The organism is Pseudarthrobacter sp. HLT1-3 (assembly GCF_059383535.1).
Genome location: NZ_JBWZCJ010000010.1, coordinates 34,504 through 56,626 on the forward strand (window position 1 = coordinate 34,504; position 22,123 = coordinate 56,626).

Consider the following 22,123-nt stretch of genomic DNA (forward strand, 5'->3'; position numbering starts at 1 on the left):
CTAAGGCTAGGCACCTGCCGTTTCAGCCGTGTTTCCTGCCGGTAAGCGTTGCGCTACGCCGGACGGCCGGTGGGGTCCTCCGCCGTCGGATCCGCCAGGGCGAGGCCTCCCACGGGGCTCTCGTCCCAGTGGATCAGCCGCCAGCCGGCGTCGGGATCGCCCTCCAGCGCCACGATGCCCGTGTTGGCAATGACGTGGCGGACCGCGAACTCGGGTTCCACGTTGGCGGCACGCAGCCCTGCCCAGACCCTGATGGCGGCGCCGTGGCTCACCACGGCCACCGCGCCGGAACCCGGGGCGCCCCCGGCTGCGCCCGCAATCCGGGCTATCGCGGCGTCAAACCGGTCGAAGAAGTCGTGGCCGCTGGGCCCGGCCGGTATCCGGCGGTCCAGGTCCCCGGCGGTCCAGGCGGCGACCGTTCCGAAGTAGCGCTGGTGCGATTCATGGTCTGTCAGCTTTTCCAGGGAACCCGCCTCGATTTCCCGCAGGCCCGCGAGGATGCCGACGTCGAGTCCGCGCCGGGTGGCCAGGGGTTGCGCCGTGATCTGGGTACGGATCAGCGTGGACGCGAACAGGAGGTCGACCTGCTCATTCGCCAGCGACCGCGCCAAGGCGGCGGCCTGCCGCTCCCCGAGGTCGGTCAGGCCGGGTCCGGGGTGCGCGGTGTCCAGCTGGCCCAGGACGTTTCCGGGTGTCTGGCCGTGGCGGATGAGCAGCAGCCTCATGCGAGGTGGTCCACCAGCTTGTCCGCGATGCCGGTGTACTTGCCGGGGGTGAGCGCCAGCAGCCGGGCTTCGGCGTCGGTGGACAGGCCCAGGCTGAGGACGAACTCCTGCATCCGGGCGGCGTCGACGCGCTGCCCGCGGGTCAGGTCCTTGAGCCGCTCGTACGGGTTCTCCATGCCTTCGACGCCGGCGATGGCCTCGGCGCGCATGACCATCTGGACGGCCTCGCCCAGGACTTCCCAGTTGGTGTCAAGGTCCGCGGCGAGCACGTCCTCCGCCACCTTCAGGCGGTCCAGTCCCTTCGCCACGTTGGAGACGGCGAGCAGTGAGTGGCCGAATGCCACCCCGATGTTGCGCTGCGAGGAGGAGTCGGTCAGGTCGCGCTGCCACCGGGAGGTAACCAGGGTGGAGCCCAGGACATCCAGCAGCCCGGAGGAGATCTCCAGGTTGGCCTCGGCGTTCTCGAAACGGATCGGGTTGACCTTGTGCGGCATGGTGGAGGAACCGGTGGCGCCCTCGACCGGGATCTGCACAAAGTAGCCGATCGAGATGTAGCTCCAGATGTCCGTGCAGACGTTGTGCAGGATCCGGTTGAACCGCGCGACGTCGGCGTACAGCTCGGCCTGCCAGTCGTGGCTTTCGATCTGGGTGGTCAGCGGGTTCCAGTTCAGGCCCAGGCCTTCGACGAAGCTCTTCGCGACGTGCTCCCAGTCGGCGCCGGGGACGGAGGCCACATGGGCCGCGTAGGTGCCGGTGGCGCCGTTGATTTTGCCGAGGTACTCGGTCCGGGAGATCCGGTCCAGCTGGCGGGTCAGGCGGTGCGTGATGACGGCCAGTTCCTTGCCGAGCGTGGTCGGGGTGGCCGGCTGGCCGTGCGTGCGGGAAAGCATCGGCACCGCCCGGTTGGCTTCAGCCATGGCGCTGATCTGTGCGACCAGCGTCCGGGCTGCGGGCAGCCACACGTCCTCCACGGCGCCCTTGATACCCAGGGCGTAGGAGAGGTTGTTGATGTCCTCGGAGGTGCAGCCGAAATGCACCAGGGCGGTCAGGTGTTCGATCCCGATGCCGGCCAGGCGGCGGCCGATGTAGTATTCGACGGCTTTGACGTCGTGCACCGTCACAGCTTCGATCTCCGCCAGTTCGCGCACGGAGCCGGCGTCGAATTCGGTGACGATGGCGCGCAGCTTCTCCTGCTGCTCGGCGGTCAGTGCCCCGGCGCCGGGCAGCACGTTGTTGCCCGTCAGGTGGATGAGCCATTCAACCTCGACGGCGACCCGGTCGCGGTTAAGGGCGGCCTCGGAAAGGTAGTCGACCAGCGGCGCGACGGCGGACTGGTATCGGCCGTCCAGCGGGCCGAGCGCGATCTGGAGGTCGGACGCGGCGAGGGCCAGGCGTCCGGACGGCGTGCGGGTATCGGCTGTGGCGGCAGTTTCAGGCATAGGCCGATTCTTTCACGAACTGCCTCCGGGCCTTAAGCGCGCCGATCCATGTGACTTCCGGCCGGGGTGCGCCGGGATCCTGGGGACCGGTTCGCCGGCCCTTCGGTCCGGCTGTTCTGCCGGCGTTGTCCACATAACCACTCTGGGAGCTTCAGTCCGCCGGCCGGTTTCCCTAGCGTCGGTGGTATGAGCTCGGGGACCAGCAGCACCAGTACCACCGGATACAGAGCTGCCGGACATGGCGCTGCCGGAGACAGCACCGCCGGAAACGGCACCGTGGGCACCGCCGGCGGCAGTGCGTCGGCGGGCGCCTTGCTGGCCTCCGACACCGCCGCCTGCGCTTCGCGCTGCTATGAGGTCCAGCAGCTGGGCGCCCGCCTGGCCGCCTGCGCAGACCGCACCGACGCCGTCCTGGCCCAGCTCGTCCGGACGGAACTGCAAAGCTGGCAGTCCCCGGCCGGCAGGGCGTACCGGACGGCGCTGTCGCTGCAGGCTGCGGCCCTGAGTCGGAGTCGAACGGCCCTGCAGGAGGCTGTTGCCGCGGTGCTCCGGCATGCCCAGCTCGTGGCCGTATCCTCTGGACGGCCGGGCTACTAATGGCCGAGGCCTCACCAGCCGGCACCGGTGGGGCGCCGGTATCCGCCGCTCCCGTGGACGGTCTCATGATCCGCGGGGGAGTGGGCGGACTCAGCTTCCAGTTCGAGGAATTGCTTGCCGGGGTTGCGGTCCTGGAAGGAGTCGTCCGGGAGCTGGCTGCCGTGGAGGCGGAGACCGACGGAGTGCGTCGGGCCCTGTTCCCCTACCAGTTTGACGCGTACTCCAGTGGCAGCCAGGCGATTATCGCCGTCGGGGAAGGGAGCCGCGCCGTCGGCCGCGTCCGGATGGAGCTCGAGCGCCTGTGCAACGAGGTCCGGGCGAGCCATCACGAGTATGAGTCCGCCGAAGCCGGGAACACCCTGCTGCTGCGGATCGCCCGGACCGGTCCCGGGTTCTGGCCTCTGTGGGGACTGTTCGGGCTGCCTCCCATCACCGTGCGCGACTCGGTGCAGGACGAGATCGCCCAGGCGCCCACGAGGCTGGCGCTCCTGCTTGGCCTGCCGGCCGGGGCGGAAGGCGTGACGGGGGTGGCCGCGGCAGCGGCTACAGCGGGAAGCGCGGCCGGTGTCCGCTCGGCCATCCGCGGGTTGACGGCCGGGCAGGGCCTGGAGTTCCTTCGGCCCAGGCCGGTCCGGATCGCCGGCCGGGAAACCCGGACCGAAGAGGTCGACGTGTCACCGGCAGGGTTGCTGCTGCGGGCCGAGGCCGTCGGCCGGAACAGCGGGGACATCGAGGTCCTCGAGCTGGGGGAGGGCAGCAGCCGCGCCTGGGTGGTGGTCATCCCCGGCACACAGCTCGAGGGGCTGCCGCCGGGCACCAACCCCTTCGACACCGGCGGCATCGCGGAAGGACTTGGCTTCGGCTCGGCGGAAACAGCCGCGGCCATCCGACAGGCGCTGGCTGAGGCGGGCGCCGAATCCGGTGACCAGGTGGCGGCGGTCGGCTTCAGCCAGGGCGGTATCCACGCCATGAACCTCAGCCAGGACAGGGCGTTCCTGGCCGACTACGATCTGAAGTTCGTGCTCACGGCGGGTTCGCCGGTGGGCGGGATCGAGCCGGTTGCCGGCACCAGCAGCCTGCATCTGGAACATGAGCAGGACTGGGTGCCAGGGGCGGACGGGCTGCCCAACCCGGACACTAAAAACCGGGTAACCGTGACCTCGGCCAGTCCGATCCCCGGCCACGAATGGCTGAGCCCCGGCATGGGACCGGGCCACGAGATGGGCCGCTACGCCGACAGCGCCCGGATCGCCGCAGCCAGCCCGGACCCGTCACTCCAGGCTTCGACCGCTGCGCTCGTGGGCGTCGTGGGCGCCGGCGGCACCGCCACGGTCACCCGTTTCTCCCTGCGGCGCGACGCCATGCCGCCGCGCCCCGGACAGCCCCAGGCGCCGGGGCCGCGGCCCGGGCGGGGAGATGCTGCCGGCGTCGGTCCTAACGCTCGAGCGCGGGAAGGCGGTTCGCCACAAGGGACACAGCGCTGACAATGAGGGCGGCCAACACGGCGGTCCAGAAGAAACTGTCAATGGTGAAGTGCACCGTGGTGTAGCTGCTGATCCAGGACGTCAGGTAGAGCATTGCCGCGTTGATGACCACCGTGAACAGCCCCAGCGTGAGGATGGTGATCGGCAGCGACAGCACGCTGACGATGGGCTTGACGAAGGCGTTGACGAGGCCGAAAATCAAGCCGATGAACAGGTAGCCCAGGAGGACGCTGGCCGTGTCGTTGCCGGGCGTGGAAATGTCCAGGCCGTTGAGGACCCAGCATGCCAACGCCAGGGCCAGACCGTTGATGATGACTCGAACGATGAATGAGCGCATGGGCCCATGCTGTCATAACCCCGCCGCCGGTGGCAGGACCGGGAAGTAGGCTGGTTGGCATGACTTCATCAGAGAACACGGCCGGGGGCGTCAGGCCCCGTCCCGTGATGGACCTTCTTCCCCGCTACGCGGCCGGCAAACCGCCCGTCCCCGTCGAGGGTCTGGCCAGCTACAAGCTTTCCTCCAACGAAAACCCGCTCCCCCCGATCCCTGCAGTGCAACAGGCCATCGCGGCGCAAAGCGACTTCAACCGCTACCCGGATCCGCTGAGCAGCAGGCTGCGCGCCGCCCTCGCCGGATTCCTCGATGTTCCCGCCGAGGACATCGTCACCGGAGCCGGAAGCCTCGGGGCCCTGAACCAGCTGCTGGCCACGTTCGCCGGGCAGAACGACGACGGCAAGCCGGACGAGGTCATCTACGCCTGGCGCTCCTTCGAGGCGTACCCGATCTCCGTGGGCCTGGCCGGGGCAGAGAGCGTCCGGATCCCGTTGACCGGTGACGGCCGCCACGATCTCGACGCCATGGCCGAAGCAGTAACGGCGCGCACGCGGATGATCCTGCTGTGCACGCCCAACAACCCCACCGGCCCTATTCTCACCGCCGAGGAAACCGAGCGCTTCATCAAGCGGGTCCCCTCCGACGTCGTGGTAGTCATCGATGAGGCCTACCAGGAGTTTGTCCGCGACGAGCACGCCGTCGATGGCATCGAAATGTACCGAAAGTACAACAACGTTGTTGTCCTTCGGACGTTCTCCAAGGCCCACGGCCTGGCGGGGCTGCGGGTCGGCTACAGCGTCTCCCACCCCGACCTCACGCAGTACCTGCGCGTCGCCGCCACCCCGTTCGCGGTCTCCCAGATCGCCGAATCCGCGGCCGTGACGTCACTGGGACACTTCGGCGAGGTTGTAGAAAGGGTACAAAGCATCGTGGACGAACGGGACCGGGTCACCGCCGGTCTGCGTGACCTCGGCTGGTACGTTCCGGAAGCCCAGGGCAACTTCGTCTGGCTCGATCTGGGCGCCGACAGTGCGGAATTCGCCGCCCTTGCGGCGGAACGTGCCCTCTCCGTGCGGGCCTTTGCCAACGAGGGGGTGCGGGTCAGCATCGGCGAGGCGGAGGCCAACACCCGCTTCCTGGAACTCTGTTCGATCTATACAAAACCGCCCCGGCGTTCCTAGCGCTTAACATGACGGCCGCGGCCTGGCTGCTGCGGATAAAGTAAGGACCAGTAAGCCAAAATATATGCCGGACCGGGAATGTATTACCGGTCCGGCATATATCCCAGCGATTGCGGCGCATTCGGATGCGGCAAGCAAGGAGACGGTATGGGCGCCACACATCTGCCCGCTACCGAGTTCGACGGAAGCGACATTGAGGACCGGCTTGAGGCGGAAGCCGAAGCGCGGCTGGGCGATCCTGCCGAGCCGATGGTGCAGCTCCTCGCTCCGGACGGAACTCTCGGCTCCGATCCCGTCTTCTCGGCGTACGCCGAGCGGATCGACCCGGAGAAACTGCGCGGATTCTATGCCGACATGGCCAGGATCCGCCGCTTTGATGTTGAGGCCACCGCGCTCCAGCGGCAGGGCCAGCTGGCGCTGTGGGTGCCGCTCACCGGCCAGGAGGCCGCCCAGATCGGCTCCGGCAGGGCAAGCCAGCCGCAGGACTATATCTTCCCCACCTACCGCGAGCACGGCGTCGCCCTGACCCGCAACGTGGACCTTGCCGAACTGCTGCGCCAGTTCCGCGGCGTCTCGAACGGTGGCTGGAACCCCAAGGACACCAACTTCCACCTCTATACCCTGGTCCTCGCGGCCCAGACCCCGCACGCCGTGGGCTACGCGATGGGCATCCAGCGCGACCAGAAATTCGCGGCCGCGGCCGCCATCGCGGACGGGGCCGGGGCCGCGGGCCAGGCCGCAGAGCCCAACGCGGCGGTGATGGTCTACTTCGGCGACGGCGCCAGCTCCGAAGGCGATGTGCACGAGTCGATGGTGTTCGCCGCGTCCTACAAGGCCCCCGTCGTGTTCTTCTGCCAGAACAACCACTGGGCCATCTCCGTCCCCAGCTCCGTACAGACCCGCATCCCGCTCGCCAACCGGGCCAAGGGCTACGGCTTCCCGGGCATCCGGGTGGACGGAAACGACGTGATCGCAGTCCATGCCGTCACCGAGTGGGCGCTGGAACGGGCCCGCCAGGGTGAGGGACCGGTGCTGATCGAGGCCTTCACCTACCGCGTCGGGGCCCACACCACGGCCGACGATCCCACGAAGTACCGGGAATCCGCCGAGGAAAGCCGGTGGCGGGCCAAGGATCCGCTGGAGCGGCTGGAGAAGTACCTCCGCGCCCAGGGGCTGGCCGACGACGCTTTCTTCGAGCAGGTCCGGGCCGACGGCGACGAACTCGCCGCCTATGTCCGCAAGACCACCTACGACCTCGAAACTCCGGACATCCGGACCGCTTTCGCCAACACCTACGTGGAAGCGCACCCGCTGGTGGCCGAGGAGCTGGCCTGGTTCGAGGAGTACAGCGCAGGATTTGCCGAGGAGGCGTCCGCCGATCACGCGTCTGCCGATCAGGCACAATCAGGCACGGCAGCACCTGCAGCCACGGCCCCGGCAGAAGGGGCGGCCAACTGATGGCCACCATGACCATTGCCAAGGCCATCAATGAAGGCCTCCGCGCGACACTGACCAACCACCCCCGGGCGCTGCTGATGGGCGAGGACATCGGCCCGTTGGGCGGGGTGTACCGCGTCACCGACGGCCTGATCGCCGAGTTCGGCGCCGACCGCGTGGTGGATACACCGCTGGCCGAGTCCGGCATCATCGGCACCGCGATCGGTCTGTCCCTGCGCGGCTACCTGCCGGTCTGTGAAATCCAGTTCGACGGCTTTGTGTTCCCGGGTTTCAATCAGATCACCACTCAGCTGGCCAAGATGCACTCCCGCAGCAACGGCAACCTGACCGTGCCGGTCGTCATCCGGATCCCCTATGGCGGCGGCATCGGATCGATCGAGCACCACTCGGAGTCCCCGGAGGCGCTGTTCGCCCACACGGCCGGGCTGCGGATCATCACCCCGTCCAACCCGCACGACGCCTACTGGATGATCCAGCAGGCGGTCGACTGCCAGGATCCCGTGATCGTCTTCGAACCGAAGCGCCGCTACTGGCTCAAGGGTGAAGTCGACACTGAGTCCCCCGGGGCGTCCGCGGATCCGTTCAAGGCTCACGTGCTCCGCGAGGGAACGGACGCCACGGTCGTGGTCTACGGCCCCCTGGTGCCGGTGGCCCTGGCGGCCGCCAATGCCGCCTCGGAGGACGGCCACAGTGTCGAGGTCATCGACCTGCGGTCCATCTCACCGATCGACTTCGACACCGTCACGGACTCCGTCCGGAAGACGGGCCGGCTGGTTGTGGCCCACGAGGCGCCGACTTTCGGCGGAATCGGTGGGGAAATCGCGGCGCGGATCAGCGAGCGAGCCTTTCACTCGCTCGAGGCGCCCGTGATCCGCGTCGGCGGCTTCCACATGCCGTACCCGGTGGCCAAGGTGGAGGAAGACTACCTGCCGGACATCGACCGCATCCTTGAAGCACTGGACCGTGCCCTTTCCTACTGACCGCTTCCGCTGAGGCGCCTTCTCCCACCAAGGACAACATGACTCTCCACAAGTTCAACCTCCCCGACGTGGGCGAAGGGCTGACCGAGGCCGAAATCGTCGCCTGGAAGGTCAAACCCGGCGACACGGTGGCCATCAATGATGTCCTGTGCGAAATCGAGACGGCAAAGTCCCTCGTGGAACTGCCGTCCCCGTTCGCCGGAACCGTCACCGAACTGCTCGTCCCTGAGGGCCTGACAGTCGACGTCGGGACCCCGATCATCAGCGTCAGCGATGCGGCGCCGTCCAGCGCGGCAACCGGCCCGGCTCCGGGCACCGCCCCGGCCCCCGATGCTCCGATGTACGGAACGCTGGAGCCGGACACGGCCGACGCCGGCGAACCGGCAGGGCGCCCGGCAGGCGGTCCGCTGGTGGGCTCCGGTCCCAAGGCCGACGCCGTCAAGCGCCGCCGGCGGGTGGCCGCTCCGGCGGCGAAGCCGGCGGTTTCTACAGGCGCCGTCGCCAGGCCGGTTCCGCTGGCCGAGCCCGTTGAGGCGCACGACATCTGGATCAGCCCGGAGGCCGTCGCCCAGGCGGAGCGCCCGGCCCCGGCTGACAACATCGACCTGCGGCCCACGCTCGGCGGCGCCATCAGCGGCCTGGTCAGCAGAGTCCTTGCCAAGCCGCCCGTGCGAAAGATTGCCCGGGATCTCGGTATCGATCTGGCCGATGTCGTCCCCACCGGAGCCCGCGGCGAAGTCACCCGTGAGGACCTCGTGAGTTACCAGGCGCAGCGCGACGCCGAGGTGGACCAGGCCGACACGTTCTGGGGCAAGACCGGCCGCCCGCAGGAGCAGCGGATCGAGCGGATTCCAGTCAAGGGGGTCCGCAAGGCCACCGCGAGGGCCATGGTCGAGTCGGCCTTCGCCGCCCCGCACGTCAGCATCTTCGTCGACGTCGACGCCAGCCGGACCATGGAGTTCGTCAAGCGACTCAAGGTGTCACGCGATTTCGAAGCTATCAAGGTCTCCCCGCTGCTGATCCTTGCCAAGGCCGTCATCTGGGCCGCAGCCCGCAACCCCAGCGTCAACGCGACCTGGGTGGACAACCCGGACGGAAGCGACTCCGCCGAGATCCACGTCAAACACTTCATGAACCTGGGAATCGCCGCCGCGACGCCCCGTGGCCTGATGGTCCCGAACATCAAGAACGCCCAGGATCTCTCGCTCAAGGAACTGGCGCTGGCGCTGAATGACCTCGCCACCACGGCCCGCGCCGGCAAGACCCAGCCGGCCCAGATGCAGGGCGGGACCCTGACGATCACCAACATCGGCGCTCTCGGGATTGATACCGGCACCCCGATCATCAACCCCGGCGAGGTGGCGATCGTCGCCTTCGGCACAATCAAGCAGAAACCCTGGGTCCTCGACGGCGAGGTGATCCCACGCTGGATCACCACCCTCGGCGGCTCCTTCGACCACCGCGTGGTGGACGGTGACCTCTCGGCACGGTTCATGGCCGACGTGGCAGCGATCCTGGAAGAGCCGGCCCTGCTGCTCGACTAAGCCGCCATTGGTATGCAAAACGTCCCAATAACTTGGAAATATGTATTTCCCCTTACTAATCCACTCTCCTAAGCTGGTCTGAGCACGGCATACTGCCTGCTCGGAGCTGCCCGGGAGCCTCAATGGAGACGCGACACCTCAAGTACTTCATTGCCGTCGCCGAGGAACGCCATTTTGGCCGCGCAGCCCAGCGGCTGCACATGGCCCAGCCGCCACTGTCGCAGCAGATCCGCCAGCTGGAGGAACAGCTCGGCACCCCCCTGCTGGTGCGCACCACTCGAAAGGTGGACCTCACCCCGGCCGGGCAGGTCCTGCTGGACCGCGAACGGCTGCTGCTACAGGAACTGGGCGCGCTCGAGGAGGACGTGCGGCAGGTCGGCGCGGGCGCCACCGGCGTCCTCCGCGTCGGCTTCACCGGAACCGCCACCTACCGGCTGATGCCCAGCATCGTCCAGACCGCCCGCCGCACCCTTCCCGGCCTCCGCATCACCGTCCAGGGCGAAATGCTGACGCCGCAGATGGAGTCCGCCCTCCGGAACGGTGGCCCTCAAACTGCTCGAACAGGATCAGCTGGTGGCGGCACTCCCGGCGGACTCGCCGCTGGCCGAAAAAGGGACCCTGGAACTGGCGGAGCTCACCGGCCAGGACTTCATCGGCTACCCGAGCTACTCCGCAGTAAGCAGCATCGTCGTGGACGCCTGCCGGAAAGCCGGGTTCCAGCCCCGGCTGGTGCAGGAAGCGCGGGAAACCTCCACCCTGCTCTCCCTTGTCGCGGCGGGGATCGGCATCGCCCTGGTGCCGATGACGTCGCGGATGTTTTCGTTTCAGGGTGTGGTTTTCCGCCCCCTTCGCAACCCGCCGCCGGTCGACCTCGCCGTCGCCTGGATCCGCGACTCCGAGACCCCCCTGCTGCGCAGCTTTCTGCAGCTCTTCGATTCCCTGCCCGCGGCAGACCCGGGCCGGCAGCAAAACCCGCTCCCGCCGTCGGAGCCACCAGCACCATCAACGTCAGAACCACAGCCCACAGCCGCCGCAAAAGGAATTCCGCAGTGAAAATTGAACGCATTGAGGCCATCCCCTATTCGATCCCGTACGCGCGGCCGCTGAAATTCGCCAGCGGCGAGGTAACCTCCGCCGAACACGTGCTGGTCCGGATCTACACGGACACCGGCATCTGTGGGGTCGCGGACACTCCACCACGGCCCTACACCTATGGCGAAACCCAGGATTCGATCCTCTCGGTCGTGACCAAGGTCTTTGCCCCGCAGCTGATTGGGCTGGATCCCCTGGACCGCTCCAAGGTCCAGCAGTTGCTCCGCAGGACGGTCAATAATCCCACGGCCAAGGGTGCGCTGGACATTGCGCTCTGGGACGTCATCGGAATCTCGTTGGGCACCCCGGTGCACAAACTGCTGGGAGGTTTCACCGACAGCATGCGGGTCTCGCACATGCTGGGATTCAAACCGGCCGCCGAACTGCTGGAAGAAGCGCTGCGGTTCCGCGAAATGTACGGCATCAACACCTTCAAGCTCAAGACCGAACGGCGGCCGCTCTCCCTCGACGTCGAGGCCTGCCATGTGCTGCGCGAAGGACTCGGTGAGGACACCGAGATCTATCTCGACGCCAACCGCGGCTGGACGGCGAACGAGGCCATGGAGGTCCTCCGCCGGACCGAAGGCCTGGGCCTGTCCATGCTGGAGGAGCCGTGCGACGCCGGGGAGGCTCTGGGCCGACGCCGGCTGGTACAGAGCTCCAGTATCCCGATCGTGGGCGACGAAAGCGTCCCCACACTCGGCGACGTCTCCCGGGAACTGCTCTCCGGCGGGAGCAATGCGATCTGCATCAAGACCGCACGCAGCGGCTTCACTGAGGCCCAACAGATCCTCGGCCTCTGCGTGGGACTCGGCGTCGACGTCACGATGGGCAACCAGATCGACACCCAGGTCGGCAGCCTCGCCACAGTCACCTTCGGCGCGGCCTTCGAAGCCAGCTCCCGGCGGGCTGGCGAGCTCTCCAACTACCTGGACATGACGGATGACCTGCTCGCGGAACCGCTCGAAATCACCGGCGGCGCCATCCGGGTCCGCGACGTGCCCGGCGTCGGCGCAGCCATCGACGTCGACAAGCTGCAGCAGTACCGGCAGGACTAACAAACCCGGCCAGACAGCCATCCCCACAGCAAGGAGAACCGCATGATGTACCTGGTCCGCATGGACGTTAACATTCCGCTGGACATGCCCAAAGAACGGGCAGATGCCATCAAATCCGAGGAACGGGAGTATTCCCAGCAGCTCCAGCGCGACGGCCGCTGGGCGCATTTGTGGCGGGTCGTCGGCGAATATTCCAACTACTCGGTGTTCGACGTCGCGGACAACGACGAACTGCACACCCTGCTCTCCGGGCTGCCGCTCTTCCCCTACATGGACATCAAGGTCACGCCGCTGGCCAAGCACCCTTCCGCGGTCGAATAGCCTCAGCGCACGTCGACTGGCCCACGCGCATTCATATCGAACAGCTTTCAATAGGGCGGAAATAGGTATTTCCCATCGCTCAATTGCGGGCCTACCGTGGACACAACACCTGATGTGATCCGCGGCACGGCGCGCAGCGCAACTGCCACTCGGGAACCCGCCGGCACCCGCCTTTACCATCGTTCTTACTGACAAGGGAGTCACCATGACACTGGAAACCGAAGCCACAGCAGCCTCCTCGGGCGCAGGCGCAACCGCCCGCTTCCGCGAGAACAAGCACATCGCCGCCAGCACCAGCCAGGAGCGGGTCAGCGCCCTGGCCGGCCGGCTGGTCAAGGCCGTCAATGACATCGTCCTCGACGAAAAAGTCACCTACGACGAGTACAACGCCTTCAAGGCCTGGCTGATCCAGGTCGGTGAGGACGGCGAATGGCCGCTGTTCCTGGACGTCTGGGTGGAGCACTCCGTCGAGGAGGTCGCCAACTCCAACCGCCATGGTTCCAAGGGCAGCATCGAAGGACCGTACTACATCCCGGACGCACCGACGCTCAACACCCCGGCCACCCTGCCGATGCGCGACGACGAACCGGGCACCCCGCTGCTGTTCCAGGGCCAGGTCACGAACGTCGCGGGCGAGCCGCTCGCCGGCGCCCTGATCGAACTGTGGCACGCCGATGACCTCGGCTTCTACTCCCAGTTCGCTCCCGGACTGCCCGAATGGAATCTCCGCGGCTCCATCGTCGCCGACGCCCAGGGAAACTTCCAGATCAACACCATGCAGCCCGCGCCGTACCAGATCCCCACCGACGGCGCATGTGGTGCCCTCATCGCCGCGGCAGGCTGGCACGCGTGGCGCCCCGCCCACCTCCACCTGAAGGTTTCAGCGCCGGAGCACCAGCTCATCACCACCCAGCTGTACTTCCAGGGTGACGAGCACGTCGCAGACGACATTGCCTCGGCTGTGAAGCCGGAGCTCATCCTCGCCCCGACCGAGCGCGCCGACAGCAAGGGCCGCGAAGTCACCTACAACTTCGTCCTCGACCCCCAGGACTAAGCCTCTGCGTCGGGCCCGGGCGGCACCCAAGCGCCCCCGGGCCCGACGCAGATCACGCCGGCACACGCCGTACTGCCGTCCGCCCACAATAAGGGGCGGTCAGCGCTGAGTTAGTCACCGGACAGCACGCACCGGACAACACTCACTGGACAGCACGCACTGACACCAGCAGACAGGAGGGGCCCATGGATCAGAAAGTTATGCGGGCCATTGATCCCCGCGATCTGCGCCAGGCCTTCGGTTCATTCGCCAGCGGTGTCACCGTGGTCACTACCCGGGGGGATGACGGTGCGCCGCAGGGGGCCGCCGTCAGCGCCTTCACCGCAATATCCCTGGACCCGCCGCTGGCCCAGGTAACCCTGACCCGCAGCTCGCGCGCCGCCCGCTACCTTGAAGGGGCCCCGTTCGCGATCAACGTCCTGTCCCTCGACCAGCTGCCGGCGGCACTTTTCTTTGCCGGCAAGGCCCCTGAGGAGGAACCGGAGTGGACCCTGGAGGGCAACGTCCCGGTGCTGACCCGGAACGCCGCCACGCTCGAATGCCGGCCGTGGAACATCTACGACGGAGGCGACCACATCATCGTCGTCGGCGAGGTCATCGGAATCAACGTCACCGAGCGTGAACCCCTCCTGTCCCTTGGCGGCGGGTTCCACCTGATCGGACGCCGAGTCGAAGACACCGGGAGGAATCACCCCGGGACGGCCACCGGGTCGGGCTGGTTCGCCGGCTCCAGTTCCTTCAAACCGCCTCACGGCCCCAGACCGCTGTAGCCGACGCCCGGTCTAGCCGACGCCCGGTCCGGGAGCCCAGTCGAGCCCGGATGGACTCCGAAGCGACGCTCACGCCCAGTTGCTTCGGCGTGCTTCGGCCCGAACCATGCAGCGCCCCCGGATTTCCGCGCTGGTCCGTCGCAAAATCGCCTTCGCACCGCCAGTAACTGGGCGGGAACGCGTACGACGCTAGGGCTAGCTTCCCGTGTAACTCGTCAACAGGGCGGTGATCTCGGGGTCGCTGCTGATCCCGGCGAGGGCGACAGCGGCTGCGAACAACGCGCCGGCGAAGCCCGTGCTGACCGCGGTTACCACGGCAAAGAACTTCCAGTCGTCGCGGAGCACGCTCCGAATCGTTTCGGGCATCCGCAGGCTCGGCGTGATCACGTTGGGGGCACTGTCCGTGGAACCGTCGTCCAGCAAAGCGACCACCCTGCCGGAGTGGCGGTCCACACGCAGGGAGCAGATGTGATTGCCATGGCGGGCCAGGAGAATGTCGTGACCAACGAGTTGGCGGCGCTGAAGAGTAGGCATTTTCATCCCCTGAAAAGTAAGAAATCTAGGATGTCCACGCCGTTGGGGGCACTCTCAATTTTACCGCCGGCCACGGGCTGCGGCGGGCCAAGATCGGCGTGAGGCTGCCCACTGGACGGGGTGACGCGGCCCGGCGCCGGTCCTGTCCAGCAGGGCTTGGCGGCACTAGAGTGGCACCAGCCGCCGCCAGCTGGGCGGACGCGGATCAAAGGAGATGTTGCGTGTTTTCTAGCCCGTTCCCCGATGTGGAAATTCCCGACCTCAGCCTGTACGACTACCTCTTTGGCGGCCTGGCCGAGGCGGACCTGGACCGGATCGCCGTCGTCGACGGCACAACCGGCGCGGGAATCAGCTACCGGGCCCTGGTGGCGCAGATTGACGCCGTGGCCGGAGCCGTCGCGGCCCAGGGACTGGGCCTCCACGGCGTCGCAGCCATCCTGTGCCCCAACGTCCCGGCGTTCGCCGTCGTTTTCCACGGACTGCTGCGGGCCGGTGCGACAGTCACCACCGTCAACTCCCTGTACACGGCGGACGAGATCGCCCTTCAACTCGACGACGCCGGCGCGGACTGGCTGTTCACCGTCTCCGCCTTACTCCCCGCTGCCCAGGAAGCGGCGGCGCGGGCCGGAATCCCGGCCGACCGGCTCGTTGTCCTCGACGGCGCCGCCGGCCACCCCTCGCTGCAGGACCTGCTCAGTGCCGGCGCCCCGGCCCCGGACGTCAGCTTCGATCCGGCTACGCACGTGGCCGTGCTGCCGTACTCCTCCGGAACCACCGGCCGGCCCAAGGGCGTCATGCTCAGCCACCGGAACCTCGTGGCCAACGCGGAGCAGTCCCGCGGGCTGCTCAGAGTCACCCCGGACGACCGGCTGCTGGCACTGCTGCCGTTCTTCCACATCTACGGCCTGACCGTGCTGCTGAACCTCGCCCTGCGCCAGCGTGCCTGCCTGGTCACCATGCCGAAATTCGAGCTGGCCGAGTTCCTGCGGATCATCCAGGACCAGAAATGCAGCTATCTGTTCATCGCCCCGCCGGTTGCTGTGGCCCTGGCCAAGCACCCGCTGGTTTCCGATTATGACCTCAGCTCCGTGCACACCACCCTGTCCGGTGCCGCGCCGCTCGACGGCGAACTGGGCAGCCGGCTGGCCGAACGCCTCGGCTGCCGGGTGCTGCAGGGCTACGGCATGACCGAGATGAGCCCGGTGTCCCACCTGATTCCGCTGGACGCCACCGAACCGCCCGTCAGCTCGGTCGGATTCACCGTCCCCAACATGGACTGCCGGCTGCTGGATCCTGCCACCGGGGAGGAAATCGGCTTCCCGGACGAGGGCACCAGCGCGCCCGGACACCTGCTGTGCCGCGGACCGAACGTCATGCTGGGCTACCTCAACCGGCCCGAGGAAACGGCGGATACCCTCGACGCCGACGGCTTCCTGCGCACCGGGGATATTGCCACCGTGCGCGCCGACGGCGTGGTGACAATCGTGGACCGGCTCAAGGAACTGATTAAGTACAAGGGCTATCAGATCGCACCGGCGGAGCTTGAGGCGCTGCTCCTCACCCACCCAGGCATCGCCGACGCCGCGGTGATCGGAACTTCCGACGCCGACGGCCAGGAAGTTCCGATGGCGTTCGTAGTGCGCCAGCCAGGGGACGACGGCGGGCGGCTCGATGAGGCCGCGGTGATGGACTACGTGGCCGCCAAAGTGGCGCCCTTCAAGAAGATCCGCCGGGTCGAATTCATCGACGCAGTGCCGAAGTCCTCCTCCGGCAAGATCCTGCGGCGGATGCTGAAGACTGCCGGGGCGGCGGCGGGGCAGGCCTGAGCCCCGCGGGCACCGGACGATAGTGACCGGGGCCCGCGGGCGCCACGGCGGACCAGACAGTCCGCTCCGAGGGTGGCGCACGCCACAGCGCCGACGTGGAGTCGTCGACTAGGTTAGGACCAGCCGACGTCCGGACCTGCGCGTTCTAGTGAAAGTGGACCCAGTCCTTGAAGACCTCCTCTGCTCCGAAGAACGTGGCTCGCGGAACGCGCAGGGTATTGCGGGTTCTCGGCGCCGTCGGTCTCGCGCTGGTTGTGCTGGTTGCGGCCTCCGCAGTGACCAACCTGGCCATTGGTGCGCTCGAGAAAGCGAACACCCGTCCCTACGGCGAGAAAATCAGCATTGGCGGCGGCGAGGTCAACGTCCTGGTGGCAGGGGACTCGGACCGGACCCTGGTGTTGCTCGGCGGCTATGGCGCGGCCTCGCCGGCGCTGGACTTTAAGCCACTCATCGATGAACTGGATGAGGACTTCACGGTCGTGGTCATCGAGCGGTTCGGGTACGGCTACAGTGACCTGGATGTCACCGCCCGCACCGTCGAGAACATCTCGACCGAGCTCCACGACACCCTGGCGGGGCTGAAAATCCAGGGGTCGTACGTGCTGGTGTCCCACTCGCTGGCCGGAATCTACAGCCTGGACTACGTCAATCGCTTCCCCGGTGAGGTCTCGGCCCTCGTGACGATCGATGCGACGGTCCCTGAGGACTTCGCTCTGGCACCCCGGAGAAGTCCGTGGGAACGCCTCCTGTCGGTCAGCGGCTGGGTGCGGTGGATGACGGCTCTGAATCCTGCCCTCACCGCACCGGCCGCCCCCGCCGGGGTGTATCCGGAGGCCGCGATCGGGGCGATCCGGTCGATGACGGTCTGGAATTATGCCAACCCGGCGGTCATCGACGAGAACAACCAGATGGCGGGGAACTTCGCAGCGGTGTCCGCCCTGGGCTATCCGTCGGATCTTCCCGTGCTGGCGTTCCTCTCCCAACAGCTCGTCACCGCCAACTCCGAGTGGTATCCCGCCCACGAACGGCAGCTGGAGTCGCTTGAACGATCCCAGCTCGTCGTGCTCCCGGGCGATCACTACCTGCACTGGACACACTCCCGGGAAATGGGCGACGCACTGCGGCAGTTCCTCCGCTGAACGAGCAGCCGGAAGCTGCGGCGGAGCACCGTGTCATCCGGCGGGAATACCGGCCGACAGATCGATGAGAGGTTAGGTACAGCATGGTTCTCACGACACGCCCAACGTCGGATTTTCGCACCAACATTACCCACACGCTGAAGCGGGTCGCTGCATCGCCGTCCGCCTGGTTCTATACCGCGCTGTGGTCCGCCAGCGCGCTCGTGCTCGCCATCGGAGGTGCCGGCTTGTCGGTGCTGGTGAGCCTGCTGGTAGGTTGCATTTTGCTGCTGCTCAGCCTGCTGGTGGTCGGAGCCACCCAGCCGGTACCAGCAGTGGTTGCCCGCACCGGAGTCACCACCAGAGGGAAACGCCGCCGCGTTTGGCTGCAGCTCGGAATCGGGCTGGCGTTCGTCGTCCTGACCGGGTGGAACAACCTTGCCTTCCACCATGTTCTGCCGCAAGACTCGGGCCTGCCGGGGTGGACGGCGCTGGTTGACTGGCTCCGACGGCTCGGGGAGCAATGGTTCGGCGCTGGTCTGGGGACCTTTGTGGTCAACCCGGTGACGTACGTCGCGATACCGCTGGCGCTGCTGCTGCTCGCGGGCGCCCGTCTGCCCGGCCTGGGCTTCGGGCCGGGCCACCGGGTGGGTCGGGCGCTGCTGATCTGCTGCGCCCTGCCGTTCGCGTGGTTCGTCTTTGTCCTGGCAACCGGGCAGTCGACAGTTCTCAGGCTGCTGGGAAACCTCGGATCAGATTTTATCCAGAGCGGCTTCGTTGAGGAGTTCCTCTTCAGGGGCGTGCTGCAGACACGGCTGCGCCTCCTGGCGGGCGCGGGGTGGGCGCTGGTGCTCCAGGCGCTGGTCTTCGGCGTCTGGCATCTTGGCTTGGGCTTTACCAACACCGGGCACGCCGGGCTGGTGCCGGCGATTGCCAGCACCATCGTTCACCAGTCACTTATCGGGCTGGCGCTCGGTGTCCTGTTCGAGCGGACCAGAAACATGCTCGTCCCCTCCGTGGTGCATGTCGCCCTTAACAGCATGGGATGAGGGCTGCAGCGCCCCCGGCGCGTCCGGGGGAGCACCTACTCGGAAGCGTCGGTCTTCGCGATATACACGTCGCACGGGGCGTTGTGGGCCACGGAGTTCGCGACACTGCCGAGCACCCGGCCGAGTCCCTGCATCCTCCGGTTCCCGACCACGATCAGCTGGGCCCCGGAACGTGCCGCCTCGTCGATCAGGGCCTCGGCCGGCTTGCCGCGGGCAGCGGCATAGGTAACGTGCAGTGCCGGGGTGCGGAGGCTGTCCGCGACGCTCCGGGCAACCTTTTCGGCGTCCCCGGCGTCGGAGACGATCCACTTGTCGCTGCCGCTGCCGTAGACCTCGGTCCTGTCGCTGTCGAACGCGCTGACCACATGCAGGGTGGCCCCGAGCGAGGCAGCCAGGTCGCGGGCTGTGTGCGCGGCCTTCAGGGCAGTCTCGCTGCCGTCAACGCCGACAACAATAATTCCGGTCATGAAATGCTCCTTGAGCTCGACGAACGACTTCGGCCATGCACCAATGACTCAGGCTACAGCGCCGCGATGGCTTCGCGCAGGACCGGCGCCAGCCGTCGTACTCCTTCGCGGATGGACTCCGGCGGGACGGCGCTGAAGGCCAGCCGGATCTTGTTGGACGGATTGTCGGAATGGGTAAATGCTGCACCGGGAATGAAGACCACCCCGGCGTCGATCGCCTTCTTCAGGAGCGGGTAGGTGTCCACGCCCTCGGGCAGCGTGACCCAGACGAAGAAACCTCCCTCCGGGCGGGTCCAGCTCAGGCCCGGCGGCATGTACTCGTCGAGTGCGGCCAACATCGCATCGCAGCGCTCCTTGTACAGCCCCCGGTACGTCTCGATCTGGCCGCGCCAGTCGTAGTCGCGCAGGTACGCGGAGACCAGCATCTGGTTGAGGGTCGGCGGACACAGGGTGACGGCCTCCGAGGCCAGGTAGTAGCGGCGCTGCAGGTGAGCCGGGACGAGGGCCCAGCCGATGCGAAGGCCGGGCGCGAAAATCTTCGAGAAGGATCCCATGTAGATGACGTCGTTCGGGTTGGCGGCCCTCAGCGTGGTGAGCGGCTTGCCGTCGAAACGCAGCAGCCCGTAGGGGTTGTCCTCCAGCACCAAGATATTCGCATTGCGGCATATATCGACGACCTGCTGCCGCCGCTCCACGGACAGAGTAATGCCCGAGGGGTTGTTGAAGCTCGGGATGGTGTAAAGGAACTTGATGTTCTTGCCGGCCGCCTGCAGTTCGGCGATCCTGGCCTCGAGCAGGTCCGGGATGATGCCGTCGCCGTCCATCGGCACCGTGGCGACCTCGACCTGGTAGGCCTCAAAGGTGTTGAGGGCGCCGACGTAGGTGGGGTCCTCGACCAACACCACGTCGCCAGGGTTGCAGAAGACCTTCGTCGCAACATCCTGCGCCGACTGTGAGCCTGCGGTGATCACAACATTCTCGGGCTTGGCGTCCAGGATCCCCTCAGCGGCCATCACCTCGCAAACCTGCGTGCGGAGTTCCTCGGTGCCCTGTCCGCCGCCGTACTGCAGTGCGGTCAGGCCCTGTTCGGCGATGATCTTCGCGGCGGTCTGACCGAGCCGTTCCAGTGGCAGGGACTGGAGGTAGGGGCTGCCGCCCGCCAGCGAGACGAGGCCGGGGCGCATCGAGATGTCGAAGACATCGCGGACTGCCGACTGCTTGATATTTGCTGCGCGCTCCGAGAAGAGGTCCTCGTGGCGGTGGGCGGACGTAGCCGCGCGTTCGATTGCATCAATTGCCTCTGCCGGGAGTACCTCTGCGGCGGCATCAAGTGTTTCGTGGGTCACATCTCCCAGCCTACAACCCGTGTTGTCATATAGAAAACCTTTGTTGCCAAAAATTTCAAAAAGGCTCCGGGCCCGGAATCCGCTGCGGAAATCGTGACCCGGCGCGAAGGCCGCGGGACGGAGTGCTGCCCCGGACGCAGAACACCCCCGGCCGCTGACGCGCGCCGGGGGTGTTCAGGGTTCAGCTGGAAACTAGGCTGCGGCGACCGTGCGGGATTCTTCCAGGGCGGCGAAGACGCCCTTGATCTGCTCGACAACCTCGGCGTCGTCCTTCGGGTGGACCTCGGCGAAGCGGACCATGGAGCCTGGGACGGCGAGCTTGACGTCCTCGAGGACCTGGGCGCCGGCGATGCCGACGGCCTTGCGGGCCTCGTCCTGGGCCCAGACTCCGCCGAACTGGCCGAAGGCGGTGCCGACGACGGCGGTCGGCTTGCCGGAGAGGGCGCCGGCACCGTACGGGCGGGACAGCCAGTCGATCGCGTTCTTCAGCGAGGCGGGGACGGTGCCGTTGTGCTCCGGGGTGACCAGGAGCAGGGTGTCGGCGTCGTTGGCGGCGGCGCGCAGGGCGGCTGCGGCGGCGGGGACCTGGCCCTCGACGTCGATGTCCTCGTTGTAGAACGGGATGTTGCCGAGGCTCTCGTGGATGAGAACCTCAACGTGCTCGGGAGCGTTCAGCTGGATCGCTTCGGCGAGCTTCTGGTTAGTGGAGTCGGCGCGCAGGCTGCCGACCAGGGTGAGAACGGTGTTCGTCATGGGTACTCCTAAATGTGGCGCCGCGGACGGAACTGCGGCTGGCTGATTATGGAGGCTTTGCCGGCCTTCACAGATCTAAACGGACTGCGGTCCGGTTCTATTTCCCCGGAGCTAGACTGTGCGGTGTGAGCTTGATCCCAATCCGCCCGGCAGTGGAGCCTGAGCGCCGTGACGCCGCCCGCAACCGCGAGCTGCTGCTCCGGGCTGCCCGCGAACTCATTGACGAATGCGGCGCGGACGGCCTGACCATGGCCTCCCTGGCGGACCGGGCCGGCGTGGGCAAAGGGACGGTGTTCCGCCGCTTCGGCAGCAGGGCAGGACTCATGATGACGCTGCTCAGCGACGCCGAGGCTGAATTCCAGGAGCGATTTATCTTCGGGCCGCCGCCGCTGGGCCCCGGCGCCCCGCCGCTGGAGCGGCTCATTGCTTTCGGCGCGGAGCGCATCGCCTGGGTGCTGGAATACGGCGAGCTTGCGCGTGCCGCAGACGTCTCGGCCTACAACCGGTTCGACGTCCCGGCGGCCGTGTTGTGGCACCGCCATCTGGAGATGCTCCTGCGGGAGGCGGGCGTGACGGGTGAACCCTGGCTGATGGCCACTTCGCTGAGCGCCGTCCTGGAGCCGGAACGGATCATGCACGCCGTCCGGGTGCACGGGGTGGCCCCTGAGCGGCTCGCCGCGTCCTGGCGTGAGCTCGTCTCGCGCGTCGCGCGCCGGGTCTAGCCCAACCGGATCCCGGCTGGGCCGTACCAAATCAATTCCCGGGACTTATTCATACCGATCTGGTACCCGACGCGCGGAACGCCGGAGGAGCGGGCGTAGGGGCGGCGGGGCTCATGTGATAGTTTCCTCTGGAATGTGACCCGCGACATAGTCCACAAGGACTGGCGTCCCGCGGGCGGCCAGCTACCCGCGGGCCCAGATCCCGGATCGGCGGCGGTAACCCCCTGCCGGCCGGGGACTACGGAAGGATCGAGTCGTGAATCTTGTCAGG

Annotated in this window: 23 protein-coding genes and 1 pseudogene; 16 read left to right on the forward strand and 8 right to left on the reverse strand. The window is 67.2% G+C overall.

The features are described from left to right. Positions 1-53 precede the first annotated feature (53 nt). Complete coding sequence (locus tag AC50X9_RS10530) at positions 54-725, reverse strand: histidine phosphatase family protein (protein WP_494893234.1); 672 nt, start codon at positions 723-725, stop codon at positions 54-56. Then, positions 722-2,164, reverse strand: a complete 1,443-nt coding sequence (gene purB / locus AC50X9_RS10535) for an adenylosuccinate lyase (protein ID WP_494893236.1) — start codon at positions 2,162-2,164, stop codon at positions 722-724. Before purB ends, AC50X9_RS10530 begins: the two co-directional genes overlap by 4 nt. Before the next feature lie 186 nt (positions 2,165-2,350). Between purB and AC50X9_RS10540 the strand changes: the two genes are divergently transcribed. Continuing rightward, the gene (locus tag AC50X9_RS10540) at positions 2,351-2,761 is read left to right on the forward strand and encodes a hypothetical protein (RefSeq protein ID WP_494893238.1); all 411 of its coding nucleotides are present in this window, start codon (positions 2,351-2,353) and stop codon (positions 2,759-2,761) included. Positions 2,762-2,814: 53 nt separating this feature from the next. Next, positions 2,815-4,245, forward strand: coding sequence for a hypothetical protein (locus AC50X9_RS10545; RefSeq protein ID WP_494893240.1), 1,431 nt, complete (start codon positions 2,815-2,817; stop codon positions 4,243-4,245). On the opposite strand, the gene AC50X9_RS10550 is transcribed toward AC50X9_RS10545, so the two are convergent. Beyond that, entirely contained in the window at positions 4,196-4,582 is a 387-nt protein-coding gene (locus AC50X9_RS10550) for a phage holin family protein (protein ID WP_494893242.1), read from the reverse strand. The genes AC50X9_RS10545 and AC50X9_RS10550 overlap by 50 nt on opposite strands. Positions 4,583-4,641: 59 nt before the next feature. On the opposite strand from AC50X9_RS10550, the gene AC50X9_RS10555 reads away from it, so the two are divergent. From AC50X9_RS10555 to AC50X9_RS10575, 5 genes and pseudogenes are all read left to right on the forward strand, one after another. Then, positions 4,642-5,760: a histidinol-phosphate transaminase gene (locus tag AC50X9_RS10555; RefSeq protein ID WP_494893244.1), complete on the forward strand. Its 1,119-nt coding sequence runs from the start codon at positions 4,642-4,644 to the stop codon at positions 5,758-5,760. A gap of 147 nt (positions 5,761-5,907) precedes the next feature. Next, entirely contained in the window at positions 5,908-7,218 is a 1,311-nt protein-coding gene (gene pdhA, locus AC50X9_RS10560; RefSeq protein WP_494893246.1) for a pyruvate dehydrogenase (acetyl-transferring) E1 component subunit alpha, read from the forward strand. Beyond that, positions 7,218-8,198 carry an alpha-ketoacid dehydrogenase subunit beta gene (locus AC50X9_RS10565; protein WP_494893248.1) on the forward strand — a complete coding sequence of 327 codons (981 nt, stop codon included), beginning with the start codon at positions 7,218-7,220 and terminating at the stop codon, positions 8,196-8,198. Before pdhA ends, AC50X9_RS10565 begins: the two co-directional genes overlap by 1 nt. 38 nt (positions 8,199-8,236) lie before the next feature. After that, positions 8,237-9,742 carry a dihydrolipoamide acetyltransferase family protein gene (locus tag AC50X9_RS10570; RefSeq protein ID WP_494893250.1) on the forward strand — a complete coding sequence of 502 codons (1,506 nt, stop codon included), beginning with the start codon at positions 8,237-8,239 and terminating at the stop codon, positions 9,740-9,742. A gap of 122 nt (positions 9,743-9,864) precedes the next feature. Beyond that, positions 9,865-9,990 (forward strand): annotated as a pseudogene (locus tag AC50X9_RS10575) (LysR family transcriptional regulator); the annotation flags it as partial. Positions 9,991-10,077: 87 nt separating this feature from the next. Here the strand turns inward: AC50X9_RS10575 and AC50X9_RS10580 are convergent. Further along, positions 10,078-10,293 (reverse strand): hypothetical protein, encoded by a 216-nt coding sequence (locus AC50X9_RS10580; RefSeq protein WP_494893477.1) that lies wholly within the window; start codon positions 10,291-10,293, stop codon positions 10,078-10,080. A 22-nt stretch (positions 10,294-10,315) separates the two neighbouring features. Between AC50X9_RS10580 and AC50X9_RS10585 the strand changes: the two genes are divergently transcribed. From AC50X9_RS10585 to AC50X9_RS10605, 5 genes are all read left to right on the forward strand, one after another. After that, positions 10,316-10,795, forward strand: coding sequence for a LysR family substrate-binding domain-containing protein (locus tag AC50X9_RS10585; RefSeq protein ID WP_494893461.1), 480 nt, complete (start codon positions 10,316-10,318; stop codon positions 10,793-10,795). Then, entirely contained in the window at positions 10,792-11,892 is a 1,101-nt protein-coding gene (locus AC50X9_RS10590; protein WP_494893463.1) for a mandelate racemase/muconate lactonizing enzyme family protein, read from the forward strand. Before AC50X9_RS10585 ends, AC50X9_RS10590 begins: the two co-directional genes overlap by 4 nt. A gap of 42 nt (positions 11,893-11,934) precedes the next feature. Next, a complete protein-coding gene (gene catC, locus AC50X9_RS10595; protein ID WP_494893252.1) occupies positions 11,935-12,213 on the forward strand; it encodes a muconolactone Delta-isomerase in 279 nt (92 codons plus the stop codon). Positions 12,214-12,418: 205 nt separating this feature from the next. Next, positions 12,419-13,267 (forward strand): catechol 1,2-dioxygenase, encoded by an 849-nt coding sequence (gene catA, locus AC50X9_RS10600; protein ID WP_494893254.1) that lies wholly within the window; start codon positions 12,419-12,421, stop codon positions 13,265-13,267. Positions 13,268-13,452: 185 nt separating this feature from the next. Then, positions 13,453-14,037, forward strand: a complete 585-nt coding sequence (locus tag AC50X9_RS10605) for a flavin reductase family protein (protein ID WP_494893256.1) — start codon at positions 13,453-13,455, stop codon at positions 14,035-14,037. Between the two features lie 195 nt (positions 14,038-14,232). Here AC50X9_RS10605 and AC50X9_RS10610 read toward each other — a convergent pair whose 3' ends face one another. After that, positions 14,233-14,571 carry a hypothetical protein gene (locus AC50X9_RS10610; RefSeq protein ID WP_494893258.1) on the reverse strand — a complete coding sequence of 113 codons (339 nt, stop codon included), beginning with the start codon at positions 14,569-14,571 and terminating at the stop codon, positions 14,233-14,235. Positions 14,572-14,792: 221 nt separating this feature from the next. Between AC50X9_RS10610 and AC50X9_RS10615 the strand changes: the two genes are divergently transcribed. The 3 genes from AC50X9_RS10615 (at position 14,793) to AC50X9_RS10625 (ending at position 18,564) form a co-directional block, all read left to right on the forward strand. Next, the gene (locus AC50X9_RS10615) at positions 14,793-16,397 is read left to right on the forward strand and encodes an AMP-binding protein (protein ID WP_494893260.1); all 1,605 of its coding nucleotides are present in this window, start codon (positions 14,793-14,795) and stop codon (positions 16,395-16,397) included. A gap of 167 nt (positions 16,398-16,564) precedes the next feature. After that, positions 16,565-17,536 carry an alpha/beta fold hydrolase gene (locus tag AC50X9_RS10620; RefSeq protein ID WP_494893262.1) on the forward strand — a complete coding sequence of 324 codons (972 nt, stop codon included), beginning with the start codon at positions 16,565-16,567 and terminating at the stop codon, positions 17,534-17,536. Positions 17,537-17,619: 83 nt separating this feature from the next. Beyond that, on the forward strand, positions 17,620-18,564 hold the full coding sequence (locus tag AC50X9_RS10625; RefSeq protein WP_494893264.1) for a CPBP family intramembrane glutamic endopeptidase: 945 nt from the start codon (positions 17,620-17,622) through the stop codon (positions 18,562-18,564). 35 nt (positions 18,565-18,599) lie between these two features. Here AC50X9_RS10625 and AC50X9_RS10630 read toward each other — a convergent pair whose 3' ends face one another. The 3 genes from AC50X9_RS10630 to AC50X9_RS10640 all read right to left on the reverse strand — a co-directional run bounded on the left by AC50X9_RS10630 (position 18,600) and on the right by AC50X9_RS10640 (position 21,130). Continuing rightward, positions 18,600-19,031, reverse strand: coding sequence for a universal stress protein (locus AC50X9_RS10630; RefSeq protein WP_494893266.1), 432 nt, complete (start codon positions 19,029-19,031; stop codon positions 18,600-18,602). Between the two features lie 53 nt (positions 19,032-19,084). After that, positions 19,085-20,377 (reverse strand): aminotransferase-like domain-containing protein, encoded by a 1,293-nt coding sequence (locus AC50X9_RS10635; RefSeq protein WP_494893268.1) that lies wholly within the window; start codon positions 20,375-20,377, stop codon positions 19,085-19,087. Positions 20,378-20,569: 192 nt separating this feature from the next. Beyond that, positions 20,570-21,130: an NAD(P)H-dependent oxidoreductase gene (locus AC50X9_RS10640; protein ID WP_494893270.1), complete on the reverse strand. Its 561-nt coding sequence runs from the start codon at positions 21,128-21,130 to the stop codon at positions 20,570-20,572. Between the two features lie 125 nt (positions 21,131-21,255). Between AC50X9_RS10640 and AC50X9_RS10645 the strand changes: the two genes are divergently transcribed. Next, entirely contained in the window at positions 21,256-21,852 is a 597-nt protein-coding gene (locus AC50X9_RS10645) for a TetR/AcrR family transcriptional regulator (RefSeq protein ID WP_494893272.1), read from the forward strand. Positions 21,853-22,123: the final 271 nt, after the last annotated feature.

Excerpts from the sequence above, each read along its gene's own strand:
- AC50X9_RS10530 (WP_494893234.1), bottom strand. The coding sequence starts at position 725 with ATGAGGCTGCTGCTCATCCGCCACGGCCAGACACCCGGAAACGTCCTG.
- purB (WP_494893236.1), bottom strand. The coding sequence starts at position 2,164 with ATGCCTGAAACTGCCGCCACAGCCGATACCCGCACGCCGTCCGGACGC.
- AC50X9_RS10540 (WP_494893238.1), top strand. The coding sequence starts at position 2,351 with ATGAGCTCGGGGACCAGCAGCACCAGTACCACCGGATACAGAGCTGCC.
- AC50X9_RS10550 (WP_494893242.1), bottom strand. The coding sequence starts at position 4,582 with ATGCGCTCATTCATCGTTCGAGTCATCATCAACGGTCTGGCCCTGGCG.
- AC50X9_RS10555 (WP_494893244.1), top strand. The coding sequence starts at position 4,642 with ATGACTTCATCAGAGAACACGGCCGGGGGCGTCAGGCCCCGTCCCGTG.
- pdhA (WP_494893246.1), top strand. The coding sequence starts at position 5,908 with ATGGGCGCCACACATCTGCCCGCTACCGAGTTCGACGGAAGCGACATT.
- AC50X9_RS10565 (WP_494893248.1), top strand. The coding sequence starts at position 7,218 with ATGGCCACCATGACCATTGCCAAGGCCATCAATGAAGGCCTCCGCGCG.
- AC50X9_RS10570 (WP_494893250.1), top strand. The coding sequence starts at position 8,237 with ATGACTCTCCACAAGTTCAACCTCCCCGACGTGGGCGAAGGGCTGACC.
- catC (WP_494893252.1), top strand. The coding sequence starts at position 11,935 with ATGATGTACCTGGTCCGCATGGACGTTAACATTCCGCTGGACATGCCC.
- catA (WP_494893254.1), top strand. The coding sequence starts at position 12,419 with ATGACACTGGAAACCGAAGCCACAGCAGCCTCCTCGGGCGCAGGCGCA.
- AC50X9_RS10605 (WP_494893256.1), top strand. The coding sequence starts at position 13,453 with ATGGATCAGAAAGTTATGCGGGCCATTGATCCCCGCGATCTGCGCCAG.
- AC50X9_RS10610 (WP_494893258.1), bottom strand. The coding sequence starts at position 14,571 with ATGCCTACTCTTCAGCGCCGCCAACTCGTTGGTCACGACATTCTCCTG.
- AC50X9_RS10625 (WP_494893264.1), top strand. The coding sequence starts at position 17,620 with ATGGTTCTCACGACACGCCCAACGTCGGATTTTCGCACCAACATTACC.
- AC50X9_RS10630 (WP_494893266.1), bottom strand. The coding sequence starts at position 19,031 with ATGACCGGAATTATTGTTGTCGGCGTTGACGGCAGCGAGACTGCCCTG.
- AC50X9_RS10640 (WP_494893270.1), bottom strand. The coding sequence starts at position 21,130 with ATGACGAACACCGTTCTCACCCTGGTCGGCAGCCTGCGCGCCGACTCC.